Source organism: Billgrantia montanilacus, assembly GCF_003336675.1.
In the GTDB taxonomy this organism is placed as follows: domain Bacteria; phylum Pseudomonadota; class Gammaproteobacteria; order Pseudomonadales; family Halomonadaceae; genus Halomonas; species Halomonas montanilacus.
The window spans coordinates 153,524-170,828 of sequence record NZ_QPII01000008.1; the positions used below are offsets into that span (position 1 = coordinate 153,524).

The 17,305-nt window shown below is 63.0% G+C and carries 18 protein-coding genes; 8 read left to right on the forward strand and 10 right to left on the reverse strand.

The window, feature by feature from the left end:
• Window positions 1-4: 4 nt before the first annotated feature.
• The 5 genes from DU505_RS12575 to ubiU all read right to left on the reverse strand — a co-directional run bounded on the left by DU505_RS12575 (window position 5) and on the right by ubiU (window position 4,917).
• A complete protein-coding gene (locus DU505_RS12575) occupies window positions 5-754 on the reverse strand; it encodes an anaerobic ribonucleoside-triphosphate reductase activating protein (RefSeq protein ID WP_114479333.1) in 750 nt (249 codons plus the stop codon).
• A gap of 86 nt (window positions 755-840) precedes the next feature.
• On the reverse strand, window positions 841-1,005 hold the full coding sequence (gene nrdD, locus DU505_RS23180; RefSeq protein ID WP_114479334.1) for an anaerobic ribonucleoside-triphosphate reductase: 165 nt from the start codon (window positions 1,003-1,005) through the stop codon (window positions 841-843).
• A 63-nt stretch (window positions 1,006-1,068) separates the two neighbouring features.
• Window positions 1,069-2,799 (reverse strand): ribonucleoside triphosphate reductase, encoded by a 1,731-nt coding sequence (locus DU505_RS12585; protein WP_114479335.1) that lies wholly within the window; start codon window positions 2,797-2,799, stop codon window positions 1,069-1,071.
• Window positions 2,800-2,990: 191 nt separating this feature from the next.
• A complete protein-coding gene (locus DU505_RS12590) occupies window positions 2,991-3,908 on the reverse strand; it encodes a U32 family peptidase (RefSeq protein WP_114479336.1) in 918 nt (305 codons plus the stop codon).
• A gap of 13 nt (window positions 3,909-3,921) precedes the next feature.
• A complete protein-coding gene (gene ubiU, locus DU505_RS12595; protein ID WP_114479337.1) occupies window positions 3,922-4,917 on the reverse strand; it encodes a ubiquinone anaerobic biosynthesis protein UbiU in 996 nt (331 codons plus the stop codon).
• 154 nt (window positions 4,918-5,071) lie between these two features.
• On the opposite strand from ubiU, the gene DU505_RS12600 reads away from it, so the two are divergent.
• Genes DU505_RS12600 through DU505_RS12610 form a run of 3 tightly spaced genes read left to right on the forward strand, consistent with a single transcriptional unit; the run spans window position 5,072 to window position 10,220 of the window.
• The gene (locus DU505_RS12600; protein ID WP_181872817.1) at window positions 5,072-5,701 is read left to right on the forward strand and encodes a TetR/AcrR family transcriptional regulator; all 630 of its coding nucleotides are present in this window, start codon (window positions 5,072-5,074) and stop codon (window positions 5,699-5,701) included.
• On the forward strand, window positions 5,698-7,107 hold the full coding sequence (locus DU505_RS12605; RefSeq protein WP_114479338.1) for an efflux RND transporter periplasmic adaptor subunit: 1,410 nt from the start codon (window positions 5,698-5,700) through the stop codon (window positions 7,105-7,107). The genes DU505_RS12600 and DU505_RS12605 overlap by 4 nt, the downstream gene beginning before the upstream one ends.
• A complete protein-coding gene (locus DU505_RS12610) occupies window positions 7,104-10,220 on the forward strand; it encodes an efflux RND transporter permease subunit (RefSeq protein ID WP_114479339.1) in 3,117 nt (1,038 codons plus the stop codon). Before DU505_RS12605 ends, DU505_RS12610 begins: the two co-directional genes overlap by 4 nt.
• Before the next feature lie 306 nt (window positions 10,221-10,526).
• On the opposite strand, the gene DU505_RS23110 is transcribed toward DU505_RS12610, so the two are convergent.
• From DU505_RS23110 to DU505_RS12625, 4 genes are all read right to left on the reverse strand, one after another.
• Window positions 10,527-10,685, reverse strand: a complete 159-nt coding sequence (locus tag DU505_RS23110; RefSeq protein ID WP_422667025.1) for an EAL domain-containing protein — start codon at window positions 10,683-10,685, stop codon at window positions 10,527-10,529.
• On the reverse strand, window positions 10,613-12,025 hold the full coding sequence (locus DU505_RS12615) for a GGDEF domain-containing protein (RefSeq protein ID WP_114479340.1): 1,413 nt from the start codon (window positions 12,023-12,025) through the stop codon (window positions 10,613-10,615). The genes DU505_RS23110 and DU505_RS12615 overlap by 73 nt, the downstream gene beginning before the upstream one ends.
• Window positions 12,025-13,173, reverse strand: coding sequence for a methyl-accepting chemotaxis protein (locus DU505_RS22995; RefSeq protein ID WP_181872818.1), 1,149 nt, complete (start codon window positions 13,171-13,173; stop codon window positions 12,025-12,027). Before DU505_RS22995 ends, DU505_RS12615 begins: the two co-directional genes overlap by 1 nt.
• A 248-nt stretch (window positions 13,174-13,421) precedes the next feature.
• A complete protein-coding gene (locus tag DU505_RS12625; protein WP_114479342.1) occupies window positions 13,422-13,763 on the reverse strand; it encodes a hypothetical protein in 342 nt (113 codons plus the stop codon).
• 459 nt (window positions 13,764-14,222) lie between these two features.
• Here DU505_RS12625 and DU505_RS12630 point away from each other — a divergent pair, with 459 nt between their 5' ends.
• From DU505_RS12630 to DU505_RS12645, 4 genes are read left to right on the forward strand one after another with little or no spacing between them, the layout of a single operon-like run.
• On the forward strand, window positions 14,223-14,570 hold the full coding sequence (locus DU505_RS12630; protein WP_114479343.1) for a hexameric tyrosine-coordinated heme protein: 348 nt from the start codon (window positions 14,223-14,225) through the stop codon (window positions 14,568-14,570).
• Between the two features lie 39 nt (window positions 14,571-14,609).
• Window positions 14,610-14,843, forward strand: coding sequence for a hypothetical protein (locus DU505_RS12635; RefSeq protein ID WP_114479344.1), 234 nt, complete (start codon window positions 14,610-14,612; stop codon window positions 14,841-14,843).
• Between the two features lie 29 nt (window positions 14,844-14,872).
• Entirely contained in the window at window positions 14,873-15,577 is a 705-nt protein-coding gene (locus DU505_RS12640) for a succinate dehydrogenase iron-sulfur subunit (RefSeq protein WP_114479385.1), read from the forward strand.
• A gap of 35 nt (window positions 15,578-15,612) precedes the next feature.
• The gene (locus DU505_RS12645; protein WP_114479345.1) at window positions 15,613-16,071 is read left to right on the forward strand and encodes a 2-hydroxyacyl-CoA dehydratase; all 459 of its coding nucleotides are present in this window, start codon (window positions 15,613-15,615) and stop codon (window positions 16,069-16,071) included.
• Window positions 16,072-16,164: 93 nt separating this feature from the next.
• Here DU505_RS12645 and DU505_RS12650 read toward each other — a convergent pair whose 3' ends face one another.
• The gene (locus DU505_RS12650) at window positions 16,165-16,731 is read right to left on the reverse strand and encodes a YIP1 family protein (RefSeq protein WP_114479346.1); all 567 of its coding nucleotides are present in this window, start codon (window positions 16,729-16,731) and stop codon (window positions 16,165-16,167) included.
• Between the two features lie 122 nt (window positions 16,732-16,853).
• Between DU505_RS12650 and DU505_RS12655 the strand changes: the two genes are divergently transcribed.
• Window positions 16,854-17,273: a MarR family transcriptional regulator gene (locus DU505_RS12655; RefSeq protein WP_114479347.1), complete on the forward strand. Its 420-nt coding sequence runs from the start codon at window positions 16,854-16,856 to the stop codon at window positions 17,271-17,273.
• Window positions 17,274-17,305 lie beyond the last annotated feature (32 nt).

The window sequence follows — 17,305 nt, forward strand, 5'->3', positions numbered from 1 at the left end:
GAATCTACTCACGCAGTTCGATGCGCTCGAAGTGTTGCCTCAGGCGCTTGACCAGACCGGCGAGCATTGCCCGCGGCGGGGCGTCCTCCACCGGCTGGCAATAGGCCGGGTCGAGGCACTGGTTGGTGCGCGCCACTTGGATGGCGTAGCGGCGTACGCCGCAGTCGGCCAGGGTCAGCGCCAGGCGTTCCACGTCGGCCAGCTCGAAGTCGCGCCAGTGCACGGTGGTGCGACACTCGAAGTCGATATCGCTGTCGAGCAGCGTCATCAGGCTCTGGCTGTGGCGCTGCCAGATGCCGGGTCGCCCGCAGATGCGGTCGAAGTCGCTCCCGCGCCCCTTCACGTCGAGCCCCACCCAGTCGAGATTCGGCAGCAGGCGAGAGAGCCGGCCCGGATACGGGCCCGCGGTATGCAGCCCCACCTTGAAGCCCATCGCCTTCACTTCGCTGACGGCGGCCGGCAGGGCGTGATGCAGGGTGGGTTCCCCGCCGCTGAACACCACCCCCTCGAGCAGCCCCCGGCGGCTCTCCAGAAACTCCCGCACTGCCTGCCACTCCTGCTCGTCGCCGCGGCGCGGTGCCATCATGTGGCCGTTGTGACAGTAGCCGCAGCGCAGCGGGCAGCCCTGCAGGAACACCACGCAGGCCAGATGGTCGGGATAGTCCAGGGTGGTCATCTGGGTCAGGCCGGCCACAGGCAAGCGGATGCCATCGAGAGGCACAGGTGAGGGTGAATCGAGGTCGGTGGCGATCATCGAGGGCTCCTTTACCAAGCCGAGGCTCCTTTACCAAGCTGAAGGCTCTGCCGGGCCTGGGGCCCGGCAGCTCAGGCAGTGGTATGTCAGGGAGCGAGGGTCGCGGCCCGTTCGGTGAAGTGGTGGCGCTCGCGGTGTTCGGAACGCTTGCCGACGTTGAACTGGCTGACCGGGCGGTGGTAGCCCATTACGCGGGTCCAGACCTCGCAGCGCTGGCGTTCTTCGATGGGCAGGGTATCGGTGTTTGTCATCTTCTTGGCTCCTTCCAGTGGTTGATAAACAGCGGGTTGAAAAGTAATAGGTTGAAAAAACGCTCAGGCCGGTACGGCCGCGGCGCGTCTTGCCAGCAGTGCCTCGTCGCACTTCGGGCAGAATTCGTGTTCGCCGGCCAGGTAGCCGTGCACCGGGCAGATCGAGAAGGTCGGCGTCACGGTGATATAGGGCAGGCGGAAGCGCGACAGGGCGGTACGCACCAGCTTTCGGCAGGCGTCGGGGCTGGAGAGCTTCTCGCGCATGTAGAGGTGCAGCACGGTGCCGCCGGTGTAGCGGGTCTGCAGCGGGTCCTGGTGAATCAGCGCCTCGAAGGGGTCGTCGGTATGGCCCACGGGTAGCTGGCTCGAATTGGTGTAGTAGGGTGCCTCCGGCGTGCCGGCCTGCAGGATGTCCGGGAAACGTTCGGCATCGGCGCGGGCGAAGCGGTAGGTGGTACCCTCCGCCGGCGTCGCCTCCAGGTTATAGAGGTGGCCGGTCTCGGCCTGGAATGCCTGCATCCTGGCGCGCACGTGGTCGAGTACCTCGAGTGCCAGCTGACGCCCCTCCGGGGTAGTGATGTCGTAGCGGTCTTCCGAGAAGTTGCGCACCATCTCGTTGAGACCGTTCACCCCAAGCGTGGAGAAGTGGTTGCGCAAGGTGCCCAGGTAGCGCTGGGTGTAGGGGTAGAGCCCTTCATCCATCCATTGCTGGACGCAGTTGCGCTTGAGCTCCAGGCTGTCGCGGCCCAGTGACAGAAGCCGGTCGAGCTCGGCAAGAAGCCCCGCCCGGTCGCCGGCGAAGCGGTAGCCCAGCCGCGCGCAGTTGAGCGTCACCACGCCCAGCGAGCCGGTCTGCTCGGCGCTGCCGAACAGGCCGTTGCCGCGCTTGAGCAGCTCGGAGAGATCGAGCTGCAGGCGGCAGCACATGGAGCGCACCATGTGCGGCTCCAGGTCCGAGTTGAGGAAGTTCTGGAAGTAGGGCAGGCCGTACTTGGCGGTCAGCGCGAACAGCCGCTCGGCGTTGTCGCTTTCCCAGTCGAAGTCGGTGGTGATGTTGTAGGTGGGGATGGGGAAGGTGAACACCCGCCCCTGGCGGTCGCCGGCCTCCATCACCTCCAGGTAGGCGCGGTTGATCAGGTCCATCTCTGCCTGCAGCTCGCCGTAGCTGAACGGCTGCTCCTCGCCGCCGACGATCGGTACCTGGTCGCGTAGATCCGCCGGGCACACCCAGTCGAAGGTGAGGTTGGTGAAGGGCGTCTGGCTGCCCCAGCGCGACGGTACGTTGAGGTTATAGATGAACTCCTGGACCGCCTGCTTCACCGCTGCGAAGTCGAGTCCATCCTTGCGCACGTAGGGCGCCAGGTAGGTATCGAAGGAGCTGAAGGCCTGGGCGCCGGCCCACTCGTTCTGCAGGGTGCCGAGGAAGTTGACCATCTGCCCCAGCGCACTGGAAAGATGGCGCGGCGGGTCGCTCTCGGCGCGCCCGGGTACGCCGTTGAAGCCTTCGATCAATAGCTGGCGCAGCGACCAGCCGGCGCAGTAACCGCAAAGCATGTCGAGGTCGTGGATGTGCAGGTCGCCCTCGCGGTGGGCGGCGCCGACCTCGGCTGGGTAGACCTCGTCGAGCCAGTAGTTGGCGATCAGCTTGCCCGAGACGTTGAGAATCAGCCCCCCCAGGGAGTAGCCCTGGTTGGCGTTGGCGTGCACGCGCCAGTCGGCGCGTTCGAGGTATTCGTTGACGGTCGAGGCGACGTCGATGCGGCGCGGGCCGGCCTGGCGGATGGGGGCGTTCACCGTTATCTCCCTATATGTGCTGCCAATTGGTGTTTATACACACAACATATGGTGTGTGAAGGCTAGTGCCTTCTGCGGCGAGAGAAAATGATCCAGGTCAGAAAACGGCCAGATGGGGTATTGAGAAGCAACGAGCCCCGCTGGGAGGCGGGGCTCGGGTGGGGCGTCGCGGGCTGTATGGCAGGGCCTGCTCAGCCGGCAGGCAGGCGCGTGTTATCCATGCCCGGGCGGCCGTGCCAGTAGCCATCGCAGACCTCGGCCTCGACCAACGCCAGCGGGTCGGGGGCGGGCAGCTCGCCGCGGCGGGCGGCGTCGAAGGCGGCAACGACTTCGGCCATGCCCTTGGCGCGCGGGCTCAGGCGTGCCACGGCCACGCCCATCGCGGCCATGTCGCTTATCTCGTGACGCAGATCCTGGCAGGCGCCGGAAAGCGTCTGGATGCCGTTCAAGGTGAACACCTCCTTCGACTCCTGGGAGCGCAGCGCCAGGCCTTCGGGATATTTCTGGCAGACGAACTGGCAGCGATCCTTGGGTTTCTGGTGACGCCGGGCGGTGAAGCAGCGCGACGACCAGGCCAGCGGCAGGTGCCCGTAGGCGAACACCTCGCAGGGTTGGTCTAGTTCCTCAGTGGCACAGTCGCCAAGCAGCCGGGTGAGATCGTCGCGGGACATCTCCACCGGCGCCTGCCAGCGCTGCATCCCGGCTCGGGCCATCACGCCGATGGAAGCGGGGTTGTAGAGGTTCAGCGCGGCGCCGGCGACGAAGGGCAGGCCGGCGGCGGATAGACGCTGCAGCGCGCTCTGGTCGTTGGCCTCGACGATGAACTCGCCGTTGTCGCACAGCTTGCGCAGGTCGCGCAGGTCGGCTTCGGACTCGATCAGGGTCTGGCTGGCGATGACGACCTGCTTGCCGCTCTGGGCCAGCTCGCGGCCGATGCCGAGCCAGTCGTCGAGTTTCATGTCGCGGCGGCGCGAGCAGACGGACTCGCCGAGATAGACGATTTCCACCGGCCAGTCGGCGGCCTCGCGGTAGAAGTCGGCATAGCGCTCGCGGGTCCAGTAGAACAGCACCGGGCCCAGCGACAGCTGCAGGGTAGGGGAAGTCGACATGACGTATCTGCTCCTATTTCCAGCGGCGTTCGTAGGCGCCCAGGGTGGTGGTGGCGCCTTCGGAGACCTCGCCGAGGCCGGCCATCCAGGCGGGATCGGGGTGGAAGCGCTCGGGCGTGCGTTCGAGGCGGTCCAGTGCCTGGCGCCAGATCCCGGCCACCTTGGACACGTAGGCCGGGCTGCGCTGGCGGCCCTCGATCTTCACCGCGCTGATGCCGAGTTCGCGCAGCTCAGGCAGCAGCTCCAGGGTGTTGAGGCTGGTGGGCTCCTCGATGGCGTGATAGGTCTCGCCGCCCACCTCGAAGCGCCCCTTGCACAGGGTGGGATAGCCGGCACGCTCGCCCTCGCCGTAGCGGTCGATCAGCACGCCGTTGAGGCGTGATTCCAGCCCCTCGGGGGTCTCCTCCCAGCGCACGTGGGCCGCCGGCGAGCAGACGCCGCGGGTATTGGGCGACTCGCCGGTGAGGTAGGAGGAGAGGTAGCAGCGCCCCTCGGCCATGATGCACAGGCTGCCGAAGGCGAACACTTCGAGCTCCACCGGGCTCTGCTTGGCCAGGTCGCGCACCTGGGTAATGGAGAGCACCCGCGGCAGCACGGCGCGCTTGATGCCGAAATGGTCGTGGTAGAAACGTAGCGCCTCATGGCTGGTGGCCGAGCCCTGCACCGAAAGGTGGCGGGCGAGGTCGGGGTGGCGCCGTGCCGCGTAGTCGAGCAGGCCCATGTCGGCCATGATCAGGGCGTCCACGCCGAGGTCTGCGGCCTGGTCCACGGCGCGGGTCCACTGGGCCCAGCCGTCGGGCTGCGGATAGGTGTTGATGGCGCAGAACACCCGCTTGCCGCGGGCGTGGGCGTAGTCGATGCCTTCGCGGGCACGCTTGTCGGTGAAGTTGAGGCCGGCGAACTGCCGGGCATTGGTGGAATTCTGGAAGCCGAAGTAGACGGCATCGGCTCCCTCATCCACGGCTCGCTTCAGGGCAGGCAGGTTGCCGGCCGGACAGACAAGCTCCATGACGCTCTCCTCGCAGTCTGGGTAAACCCGACCATGCTAGTCGACTACTCGAAACCCGCCTTTGATTCTGGTCATGGCGAAGTGGTTTTTCGGCTGGCGGTTTTATTCCCGAGCCAATAAGATAGTAACCAATTACTATCTTATGGCGAGACACATGACCACTAAACGCAACCTTTCCGCAGAGGCCCGCCGGGAGCGGACCGTTGAGACGGTCATTGAGTTGAGCGCTCAGGATGACCCGGCCAACATCACCACCGGCAATATCGCCAAACACATGCGGGTCACCCAGGGCGCACTGTTTCGCCATTTTCCCAGCAAGGATGCGATCTGGGAGGCGGTGATCGGCTGGGTCGCGGAGCGGGTGATGCAACGGCTGGATGCGGCCGCTGCCGGAGCCGCTAGCCCGGTGGCGGCGCTGGAGGCGATGTTCCAGGCCCATATCGCCTTCATCGTCGACCACCCGGGCGTACCCCGGCTGATGATGAGCCAACTGCAGCATGCCCGGCCGACACCGGCTCGTCGCATGGTTCGCTCACTGCTGTTCCTCTACCGTGAACGTGTCGAGCAACAGCTGGTTCAGGCCCAGGCGGCCGGTGAGCTGCGTCAGGGGGTGGACATCGAAGCGGCGGCCACCCAGTTCATCGGCACCATTCAGGGGCTGGTCATGCAATCGCTGATGATCGGGAACATGAGCCATATTGCCCAGCAGGCTCAAGGCGCCTTCGAGCTCTACTGCCATGGCATCCACGCCGAGGGTAGGTCCGAACCGGAGCAGGCCCAATGACGCTTCGAAAAGGCATTGGGCGGGGGCTGGTGGTGTTGGGTGGCCTGGCGGCGGGTCTTGCCGTGTTTCTGCTCTTCGTGGCCAACCGTCAGGAGCCGGAGCGCCTAGAGGCGGCAGTGACGTCCACGCCGGTCACGGTGATCGAGGCGCAACTTACCGAACTGCGTCTCGAGGCTCGTGGCCACGGCGTGGCGCGCCCCACCGAAACGTGGCAGGCGGTGGCCAACGTGTCGGGTCGGGTGGTGGAGCGCCACCCTGAGCTGGAGAGCGGTACTCTACTGCCGGAGGGGACCCTGCTGGTGGCGCTGGACCCCAGTCGCTATGAGCTGGCCATCGCCGAGGCCGAAGCCGAGCTGGCCAGCCTGGCCGGCGAGCGGTCCCAGCTCGAGGTCGAGGAGGCGAACACCGGTCGTTTGCTGGCGCTGGAGCGCGAACGCCTGGCCCTGGCCGAACAGGAGCTGGCGCGCATCGAACGGCTGGCCGGCAGTGGCGCCGTAGCCCGCTCCCAGCTCGACGAACAACGTCGTGCCGCCCTGGCCCAGCGGCAGGCGGTGGCCTCGCTGGAGAACACCCTGGCGCTGTTGCCGGCGCGGCGTCAGTCCCTGGAGGCCCAGCAGGCCCGGGCTGCCACTCGCCTGGCCCAGGCGCGGCGCGACCTGGAAGATACCCGCTTCGTGGCGCCCTATGACCTGCGCCTTGGCGAGGTGGGGGTGGAGCGCCACCAGTTCGTTGCCGCAGGACAGCGGCTCTTCGAGGCGGACAGCCTGGCTGCCGCTGAGGTTGAGGCGCGTATCCCGTTCAGCATGATGCGACGCCTGCTGGGCGCAGTGGCCCCCGATGACCTGCCGCTCGGCAGCCTGGACCTGAGCGAACGCATCGATCTCGGCGTCATCGGCGCCGAACTGGCGCTGGTGGGAGCCCCCGGCGTGGGCTGGAGCGGGCGGGTCGTGCGCATCGCCAGCGGCCTGGACCCGGCCACCCGCGCCGTGCGGGTGGTGGTGCGGGTGGACCACCCCTACCGGGATGCGCGGCCACCGGATCGCCCACCGCTGCAGCGCGACATGTATACCCGGGTGCACCTTTCGGCACCAAGCCCCGAGCTGCGAATGGTAGTCCCGGCGTCTGCGATTCATGACGGCGAGCTCTACCTGGCCGATAGTGAGGATCGCCTGGTGCGGCGTGAAATATCGGTGGCCTTCGAACAGGGTGACCTGGCGGTGATCGAGCTGGGCCTGACACCGGGCGAGCGGGTCGTCGTTGACGACCTGCAGCCCGCGCTGGCCGGCATGGCGCTGGCGCCGCGGCGTGACGAGGCCTTCGAGGCTCGCCTCGCCGCCCAGGCGCAGGGGGAATCGTTCCGAGGCGCACCTGCCGGGGACGAACCTGGAAAGAGAGCGCAGCCATGATCCGCTGGTTCGCCGCGCATCCCACGGCAGCCAATCTGCTGTTGATACTGCTGCTGGCCGCCGGGCTGTTCGCCGCCCCCCACCTCAAGCGCGAGACCTTCCCCGACTACCGCCCCACGGAGGTCGCCATAGAGGTGGTCTATCGCGGTGCCAGCGCCGCCGACGTCGAGGACGATGTGTGCCGGCGCCTCCATCAGGCGGTCAAGGGCGTCGAGTTTCTCGACGAGCTCGCCTGCGTAGCTCAGGACAACCTGGCCAGTGCCACTGCAACCATGGCACCGGGCGGCGATGCCATCCGCTTCCTCACCCAGATCGATACCGAGGTCAGCGCCATCAACGAGCTGCCGGCCCGCGCCGAGGCGCCGGCGGTCCGCGAGCTGCATCGCAGCGACCTGGTGGCAGCGGTTGCGGTCTCGGGCGACATGCCGGCTCGCCAGCTCGAGGATTACGCCTTGCGCCTCGAGGACCGAATCTTGGCGCTGCCCGGCGTGGCCGGCGTGGCGATCCACGGCATGTCTCAGCGCCAGTGGCAGGTGGAGGTGCCCCGCGAGGTGCTGGGCCAGCACGGGCTTTCCACGCGGGAGCTGGCTCGCCGGTTGGCCAGCCAGAGCATCGACCTGCCGCTGGGCACCCTGGAGACCCGCGATCGTGACATCCTGCTGCGCTTCACCGACCAGCGCCGCACGCTCTCGGAGCTGGCCTCGCTGGTGATGGTCTCCAGCCCCGAAGGCGGCGAGCTGACCTTGGGCGAGATCGCCTCCCTGACCGAGACCGGTGAACGAGAGGAGGAGCGGATACGCTTCAACGGCAAGCCTGCGTTGGTGCTGGAGGTGAGCAAGAGCCTGCGCGACGATGCCCTGTCGGTGAAGGCGCGTCTCGATCAGCTGATTGAGGCGGAACATGGGCGCTTCGACGGCCGTATCGCTCTCACTGTCACTCAGGACATGACCAGCATCGTGAGTGACCGCCTGCGCATGCTGGTGGGTAACGGCCTCATGGGTCTTGTCCTGGTCGTGCTGGTGATGAGCCTGTTCTTCCGGCCTCGGCTGGCGCTGTGGGCGGTACTGGGCCTGCCCGCTGCCTTCATGGGCGCCTTTGTGGTCATGAGTCTGACCGGCCTGTCGATGAACATGATCACCCTGGTGGCGCTGCTGATGACCATCGGCATCGTCATGGATGACGCCATCGTGATCACCGACAACATCGCCGCCCACGCCCGGGAGGCCACGACGCCGCTCGAGGCGGTGGTGGCGGGTACGCGTCAGGTGCTGCCGGGAGTGCTCTCCTCCTTTCTCACCACGGTGGCGGTCTTCGTCCCGCTCTCGTTCCTGGCCGGCGAGCTCGGTGCCGTGCTTCAGGTGCTTCCCGTGGTGCTGATCGCCGCCCTGGCGGCCAGCCTGATCGAGGCCTTCTGGATACTGCCCCACCATCTCAAGGGCAGTCTCAAGGACAGCCAGCCGACGCTGCAGGAGGGCCATGATTCTCGCTTCAGGGCCGCCTTCGAACGGCGCTTCGAGGGCTTCCGCGAAAGCGTGGGGAAGCTGGCCGACGGTGCGATCCGCTTTCGGCACGTGGTATTGGGTGCCGTGCTGGCAATCATGCTCGGGTCCGCCGGCTTCATGGCCGGTGGCCATGTCGGCAGCGAGGCGATGCCCGCCATCGACGGTGACGTGCTGGAGGCGCGCATCCTGATGCCACAGGGCACCCCGCTGGCGCGCACCGAGGCGGTAGCCGAACGGGTCGAGTCGGCGCTACACGAACTCGATGCCCGCTATTCGCAGGATCAGCCGGGAGGTGCCCGCCTGGTAGAGGCGGTCCAGGTGCGCTTCAACCACAACCCCAGTGCACGCGAAGCCGGGCCCCATGTCGCTACCGTCATCGTCGACCTGCTCACCGCCGAGCGCCGCCGGGTGACGCTCGACGAGCTGACCGAGGCCTGGCGTAAGGCCATCGGCGAGGTCGAGGGCGTGCAGCGCCTGATCATCCAGGAGCCGGGCTTCGGCCCGGCCGGGGTGCCGGTGGAGGTGCGGTTGAGCGGGGAGGATCTGAAGGCCATGCAGGCGGCGGCGCGGGAGCTGACCGAGCACCTCGAGGGGTACGCCGCCGTCTACAACGTCATCGACGACCTGAGGCTGGGCAAGCCCCAGCGGGCCTTCTCGCTTAACGAGGGCGCCCATGGCCTGGGCCTGACCGCCGAGGAGGTAGCCAGCCAGATGCGCGCCGCCCTGCTCGGGGAGATTGCCGATACCCTGCGCATCGGTGAGCAGGAGGTAGAAGTGCTGGTACGTCAGGCCGCGGGTGATCGGGATGGCCTGGATGATCTCGCCGACCTGACCATCGCCCTGCCCGACGGGCGCCGGGTGCCGCTGGAGGTCGTCGCCGAGGCGGTCGAGCGCCGCGAGTGGGCGCGCATCACCCGTATCGATGGACGGCGCACGGTGACGGTGGAAGCCAACGTCGACGCCCGCCAGGCCAGCGGCCAGGCCATAGTCGATGCCCTGGTGGCCAGTGGATGGCTGGAGGATTTTCGAGCTCGCCATGCCGGGGTGGAAGTGGCCTTCGAAGGACAGGTGGCCAGCTCCGCCGAAACCGGCGGCTCGATCCGCCGCGGCTTGCTGATTGGGCTGGTCGGGATTTTCGTTATCCTCTCCTTCCAGTTCCGCAGCTACGTGGAGCCGCTGATCGTCATGCTCTCGATCCCCCTGGCCTTCATCGGGGCGATCTGGGGGCATGTGCTGATGGGATACTACCTTTCCATGCCTTCCTTGATCGGTGCAGCATCGCTGGCGGGTATCGTGGTCAACAACGCCATCCTGCTGATCCACTTCATCAAGGCCCACCGTGAACGCGGTCTCGACGCCGTGGCGGCGGCCGGTCAGGCCAGCCGCGACCGGCTGCGAGCCATCCTGATCTCGTCTACGACTACCATTGCCGGACTACTACCGCTGTTGGCCGAAACCAGCACCCAGGCGGCGGCCATCAAGCCGCTGGTGATCTCGGTAGTGTTTGGCCTATTGACGTCGACGGTGCTGGTGCTGCTGGTCATTCCAGCGCTCTATGTGCTGCTCGATGACTGGGGATGGGTTCAGGCACCTGAGCCATCAACAGGATAACCCCGGCTTATTCATGAGGCTGACCTAAAAGCGAAGATGGCGAGTGGTTTGCTTTTGTAGAATCAGGATGTTCCTGGCAGAACTTGTTGCAAGAGGAGCACTCGCCATGGGTGAAAGCCCAGCCACCTAGACGCCCTCCTGCAGCAGAGCCATCCGCGTTGAGCTCGATGGTCAGCTTCACTGTTATCAAAAGGCTCATATCGGCGTAGATGAAGTTATCGGTATGATCCACATTCTTGTCGTCACCTCGCTCATCGTCACCATGACAGTAATTGTGGTCCGAGATGCTGATAAATCAGCAGTTTCTTACAGCTTCCTAGGCCGCTTTCTTTCTCTGAACAATGATTCTAGCTGACACGAAGGCATCGGTTTTCCATAGTAGTAACCCTGTACTACATGGCAACCTTCCTGTCGGAGCCATTCGACCTGTGCAGCCTGTTCAACACCTTCAGTGATGACCTTGATATCGAGCCCTTTCCATGCTCGGGGAATAGGCTTATACCAATGCTGGTGGAAATGAAGAGGGAATGACCCTGCACGATGAATGGTGATTCCAAAGTGTCGATGAGCTTATGTGCCACCTTGTGGGCGTCGTCGGCTCCTTGAACTCCGTCCAGCAGGATCACGAATTCATCACCTCCGAAACGAGCGATGGTGTCATTGCCGCGTAGACAGCGCTTGAGGCGCTTTGCCACCTGGCGCAGCAGCTCATCGCCGATGCCGTGCCCTAGGCTGTCGTTGATGACCTTAAAGCGGTCGAGATCCAGAAACAGAACCCCCAGGGAGGTCGGCGAGGTCGTGTCGGTAAGTTGTGTCAGTTTCTGATGCAGCTGGTATCGGTTGGCTAGGCCGGTCAACGGGTCGTGAGTCGCCTGGTGAAGCAGGTGGCGTTCAGCGCGCTTTCGCTCGGTGATATCGTGGAGTATGCCGATGTAGTGCGTGCTGGTGCCCTCCAGATTCTCGACCGGAGAGACAAACAGCTCAACCCAGCGTGTCTCGCCCTCGCCGGGCGTGAACGAGAGCACCGTATAGCCTTCGCTGCGGGACCCCACCGCCTGTTGGATATGGCGCATACAGCTTGTATCCCAGGCACCATCGTGCTGGCACAGACAGGGAATAGTATCGCTAGGACTATGCTGCAGACCGGTCAGCCTCCTGAACGCGGCATTGGCGTAAATGATGGGGAATCCGCTCTTCTGGATGTCGACGATGAAAATTCCGTTGGTGCTGGAATCCATCGCCCGCTCGCGCAGCTTGCTGCGTGCTTCGGCTTTCGCCTGCGCCTGTTTTTCAGCATATATATAGCTATCAATGGCTAGACAGATGTCGAAGGTGATGATCTTGAAGAGGGAGTCGATAGCGAGCGCGGCCGACTCGCCGCGCCGCTCACACTCATCGAGAAGCGTGGGCAGCAAGCTGGCAATGTACTTGCGGTACGCACCGATATACCACTTGGGCTCTAGGCCGATGCGCTGATGTACCAGGCCGACGTTGACGCGGTTTTGCACGTATTGCCAGTCTGGCGCTTCGGCGAGCAGGCGCTGGAAATACTGTCCATGGGCATTGCGAAGCCGCTTGAGCACCTCCGGGTCGGTGAGCAATGTGCGGGTATCAGCGAAGCTCAGCAGGTGCTCGTAGAAGGCGTCCGCCTGACCGTCCCAGGCCGCCTTCAGTGGGGTTTGCAGCTGTGCGAGCCGTTGGCGATCAGACGCCTCGATTTCGAGAAAGGCCCGCCGCTCGGCGATCTCGGCGGGGTCGATGCCCATGGCGTGGGCTAGAGATTCGCTGTGAAGGTGCTGGTTCATCAGCAAGTGGCCATGGCTGTCTTTGTCGGTGTCAGCGTGCCGGTTCCGGTGGCCTCGATGCCGGCAAGAGTCGCGCTACACTGTGTGTCGGGCCGATATTTACGCATGATGTAGCGCAGCCGTTTCATGACATCCAAGTTGGCCGCCTCCATCCTGGCCAGCGCCTGCATGGCCTCGTCGGTGTATCCGGCGTGGAAATTGGCGACAGCTTCGATGGCCTGCTGATGAACTTCCCGGTGGGGCTGCTCAAGAGCACGAAAATCGTCGTCATTGTGGAACTGAGTGTTCCCGGTGCCGGCATAGTACCAGCGGCCCAGGGCACACTGGGTCTCATCAGGTAGGTCCGCGACGGTCTTCTGTGATAAGCCCATGAAGATGCGATACACCTCCAGCTTGATCTCCAGCTCCTCCAGGTTTGCCAGCTCGACCTCGCTGAGCATGGCTGAGAACGAGAGTGTCTGGCTGCTCTCGCGGGTTAAGGTTAACAGTTGTTCGGTGCGCTGCATGACCTGGTTGGCTTCCGTGCTCAGGCGCTCGGCTTTGCGCGCGTTATCGTCCATCACACCATCAACATTGTCCGCTTGGCTGAGAATGTTGCCGTTCAGCCCGCCGATCTCGACGGTGGCGCTGCTAGTGCGTGAGGCGAGGTTGCGCACTTCAGTGGCGACAACGGCGAAGCCGCGCCCGGAGTCACCGGCTCGGGCCGCTTCGATGCTTGCGTTGAAGGCAAGCAGCGTTGTTTGCATGGATATCTCCTCGATAACGCTCACGAAACCGCCGATGTTGCCGGCATCACCGCGCAGCGAGGTGACCTGTTCGGCGGCCTGGCTGATGCGCTGGTTGAGGCTGCGAAGCTCACTGACCATGGCGTTAAGTGCTTCCTGGCTTCGCAGCGATTCGCTTGCGGTAAAGTCAGTAACGGTCTGGCTACTGATGAGAAGGTCAGAGAGTTCCGTGAAGGATTCGCGCAGGGCGACCACAGAATCGCCGAATCCCGTTAGATTTTGGAACAAATGTTGATGGACTCGCTGCTCCCCCTCTAGTTTGAGGATACGCGCCTGGAGCCGGTCACGCTCGGTGATAATGACGGCAATATCCTGAACTGAATCAGACGCTGGTGTAGTAGTTTTACGCTTCCATAAACGCATAAAAGCTCCAATTGTACGGTATGTAGTCGACGTAGACCGCAGTGGGGTGGCCACGACGATCTTGCTTCTTTTTGAGGCCTCCTCGCAGATATGAGTTAAGTTCTCATTCTCATCATGCAATCGCCATGCCATATATTTTCTATATATTTATCAATGTGTTATAAGAATATGGTTGTTTATACCCTTGTTGATTAGGGTGAAAATAACCATTGTGGGGTAAAAAATACCACAGCCAGACTGATTAATATCTATGGCGGGTACGCCCCTCTGTTCTTAAGGGGATTTCCACCCTCTCGTGCGCTGCTTAAGTCTAAAAAATCTATTATTTTCCCTGGCATGGCCATCAGCTTGGATGCATGCCGGTCACAAATCTCGGCCTTGATTGTCACGTTGGGGATATCGTAATCACTTCCGGTGGTCTCGAAGCGATGACCCTTGCCCTGCGCGCCGTAGCGGAGTGGGGAAGTCTTGGACTTGTGTCCGTTGAAGTGGACGCGACGAGCAAACATGGCATTCTGCGAAGGACGTTGGAATCCCGAGCAGACGATCTGGCGCAGGCGGTAGATATTTATTTCCCAGCAGATACCCACCTGTACCCTCCTGCGGGAGGATCTTCCATGTGGATCGAACTTCCATTGAACGCAGATGCTTGTTCACTGTGGGAGCACTCACCAGGGACCGGTGTTGACTGGCTACCTGGTTGCAGATTCACGACCAACCGGACGCTCTGCGGCTTTATGCGTATACCGGCTACCGAGGTGCGGGGACATGCAATGGACGCACGGATCACTGCGCTCGCGGCACAGGTGAACAGGGTGCCATCCTGATGCGCGATGCGACGATCAGACCCGCCTCGAGAATGGTCGAGATGGCTTAACGTGGTTCCATCTGGCTGACCCGGCTGGCTATAGGTGACATATCCCCCATTTTCCCTTGACGAGACAGTAAAAGCATCTAGCTTTAAAGAAGTAAAATAGATGCCTCTTTTAAAATACCGGACGAGATAACGTCAATGAGCTTCGCATGTTAGCCACTTCAGGAGACAAAATATGCAATTCGTTCAACACCCTCTTTCACTAGCCTGGTGCACCCGCACCGCCCTGCTGGTCGTGTGCTTACTGCTGGGAGCTAGCGTCGCATCTGCGGACAGTCACGGTGAGCAGGAGGAGCCCGATTCATGGCTCCCCAGCCTCATTACCGAGACGCCCCAAGAGGGCTTTGCTCTGGCTGTCACGCTTTCCCAGAAGGGTGTGGCTACCACTCAGCCAGACGCTGAGGTTCGCAAGGCGAAACGAGCTGAGTATGACGATGACCCCGACAGTCTGATCGCGGCATCGCAGGTGATTGCCACGCATTTCCAGACCGTTGCTGCCGCCAATGACTACTGGCGCGAGTGACGTACCGCCAGGTTAGACATACACAGAGGAGGTGCTGCCATGATAAGTGTCTTCCAAGATGCCAATCAAACTCATTCACTGGGCAATGCCCTGATGGCAGCCGGTTTACTACTGCTAATAATGGGAATCTTGGGGGGATACATACTGGATAACTACCTGTCACTCTTTATTCAGGTGGTAGCCCATCTACTTGTCATCGCCGGACCAACACTGATCAAGATCGGCTATGTGATACGTCTCAATGCCCGTCAGCGCCTACATCTGGCCTATTGAGGGAGGCGCCATAACAGGAGACATTGATGATCAAGGTACAGCTCTACCGCTACCACCCCGAGCAGGATGATCTACCGCGGATGGAAACGCTGGAGGTCGAGGAACGCTTCCGCAAGGCGATGGTGCTCGACGTGCTAGAGCACCTCAAGAAGCAGGATACCACCCTGGCTTATCGGCGCTCCTGCCGTGAAGGGGTGTGCGGTTCGGATGGCATGAATATCAATGGCAAGAATGCGTTGGCTTGCGTGACGCCGGTTGCCGAGGCGTTGAACGGTAAGGATACCTTAACGATCAGGCCCCTACCGGGCATGCCGGTGATCCGTGACTTGGCGGTGGATTACGGCCTGTTCTTCCGCCAGTTCGAGAAGATTCGCCCGTGGCTGATCAACGATGAGCCGCCTGCTACCATCGAGCGGCTGCAGAGCCCTGGTGATCGTGAGAAGCTCGATGGTCTCTACGAGTGCATCCTGTGTGCCTGCTGCAGTTCGGCCTGCCCCTCCTGGTGGTGGAACCCCGACAAGTACATCGGTCCGGCCGGCCTGCTGCAGGCCTACCGCTTCCTGATCGACAGCCGAGACACCGCCACCGACGAACGCCTGGCCGCCCTCGACGACCCCTTCAGCGTGTTTCGCTGCCGGCAGATCGCCAACTGCACCTGGGTGTGTCCCAAGGGGCTCAACCCCATGCGAGCCATTGGCCATATCAAGGCGATGCTCCTGGCGAGGGGCAGCTGATCCGAGCTGTCATTCGAACCGGAAGGAGAGACAAGATGGTATTTCGACAGGTGAAGGATTTGCTTGCCTGGATCCACGACTTCCACGAGCAGCTTGGCGGGCAGTATGCGCATCTGGCCGAGACGCAGCAGGATGAGCGGATGAAGATGGCCTTGGTATTCCTGGTCGATCGTGAGCGGCGCATGCAGGAAGGCATCGCGGCCTATCTGGAAGATGCGGATGAAGGGCTGTTGACCACCTGGCTGATCGATAGCCAGGAGTTTGTCCATCCCCGGGTGTTGGAACGGATTCCACCGTGCCTGGGCTGTCATGATGTCCATGACATCCTGGCCAACGTGATGACGGCCCATCAGACGCTCAAGGACATGTATCGGCTGCGGGCCGAACTGGCTTCCATTCCGGAGGAAACGGAGCTCTTCGAACGGCTCGCGGAGCAGCAGGACGCCGAGGCGCGTCTGCAGACCCGTGACCTTGCCCGTCTCGACATGTATTGAGTCTCAAGGTTCAGGCCACCTCCGGGATCCGGCGTTTCGCCGGATCCCGGATTACTGTCGTCGATGTCTGTGGCGAGCAAACTGGCTGGGGTTTCAGAGTGCCCAGACGAGCGCCATCAACAATCCCCAGGCCAGCACCCCGGCGGCCATGATGGTGTGGGTCGCCGCCATGGTCTCCACGTCTTCGTCCTGGCGCTGGCAGAGGGCCTGGAGGCCGTGATAGACCAGGCTGATGGAAATGCCGAGTGCGACCACTACTGCCAGGGCGTTAAGCAGCAGACTGGGAATCACCAGCACCACTGCCGAGGACCACAGTGGCAGCGGCGCCAGGGCTGCCAACAGATAGGCGTCGTGATAGTCGATCGTGAGGTGGCGGCTGCTATTGACGACGGCGTGGATCAGCCAGCCCATGACGAAGAAGGTCAGCAGTTCGGCGACAAGCAGGATGATCGTGATGTAGTGCCAAGGCCTGTCGCCAAAGCCGTTGGCGAAATCGTCTCCGTGGTGGGTGCCGGCATAATAGAGCATTAGCGGCGGCAGCAGCGACATCGGAAGCACGATGGCCCAGGCCAACAGCGGAATGGAGGGGCGGCGCTGTTGCAGCTCCTTCCAGCCTGCATGGCGGGTAAAGGGCAGGCTGATGACGGTGATAAGGTTCATGGCAAGATCCTCTCTGGCAGAGATGGAAGCCGTCAGGGAATTTGTATCATAGTGTGATATTGTTTTTTCTATGTTTAGTTGGCTGATCGCCAGCTGTCAAAGCCAAAAGCGGGGAGGGGGGCATGGCTACAGGCGAGGGTAGCTTGACCAAGCAGGATTTCGAGCGACTCTCGCACTTTCGCTACCAACTGCGCCGCTTTCTGCGCGCCAGCGAAGATATCTGCAATGAGCATGGCCTGACCTCTCTGCAGTACCAGCTGCTCCTGCACCTGAAGGGGTTCGAGGGGCGTGAGTGGGCCACGGTTGGCGAACTGGCCGAGCGCTTGCAGGCCAAGCACCATGGCACGGTGATGCTGGTTGATCGCTGCGAGCAGCTCGGGTTGGTGGAACGACGGCCTGGCCGTCGGGATCGCCGCCGTATCGAGGTCCATCTGCTGGAAAAGGGGGCGCGACAGGCCGAGCTGATTGCCGAGCACCACCAGCCCGAGCTGCGCCACCTTCAGGAGGAGTTTCGTCTGCCTGGCTGGCCCGAGCTGCCATGAGTTGGCCACAGCACACCCTTGAGCGAGTTGGC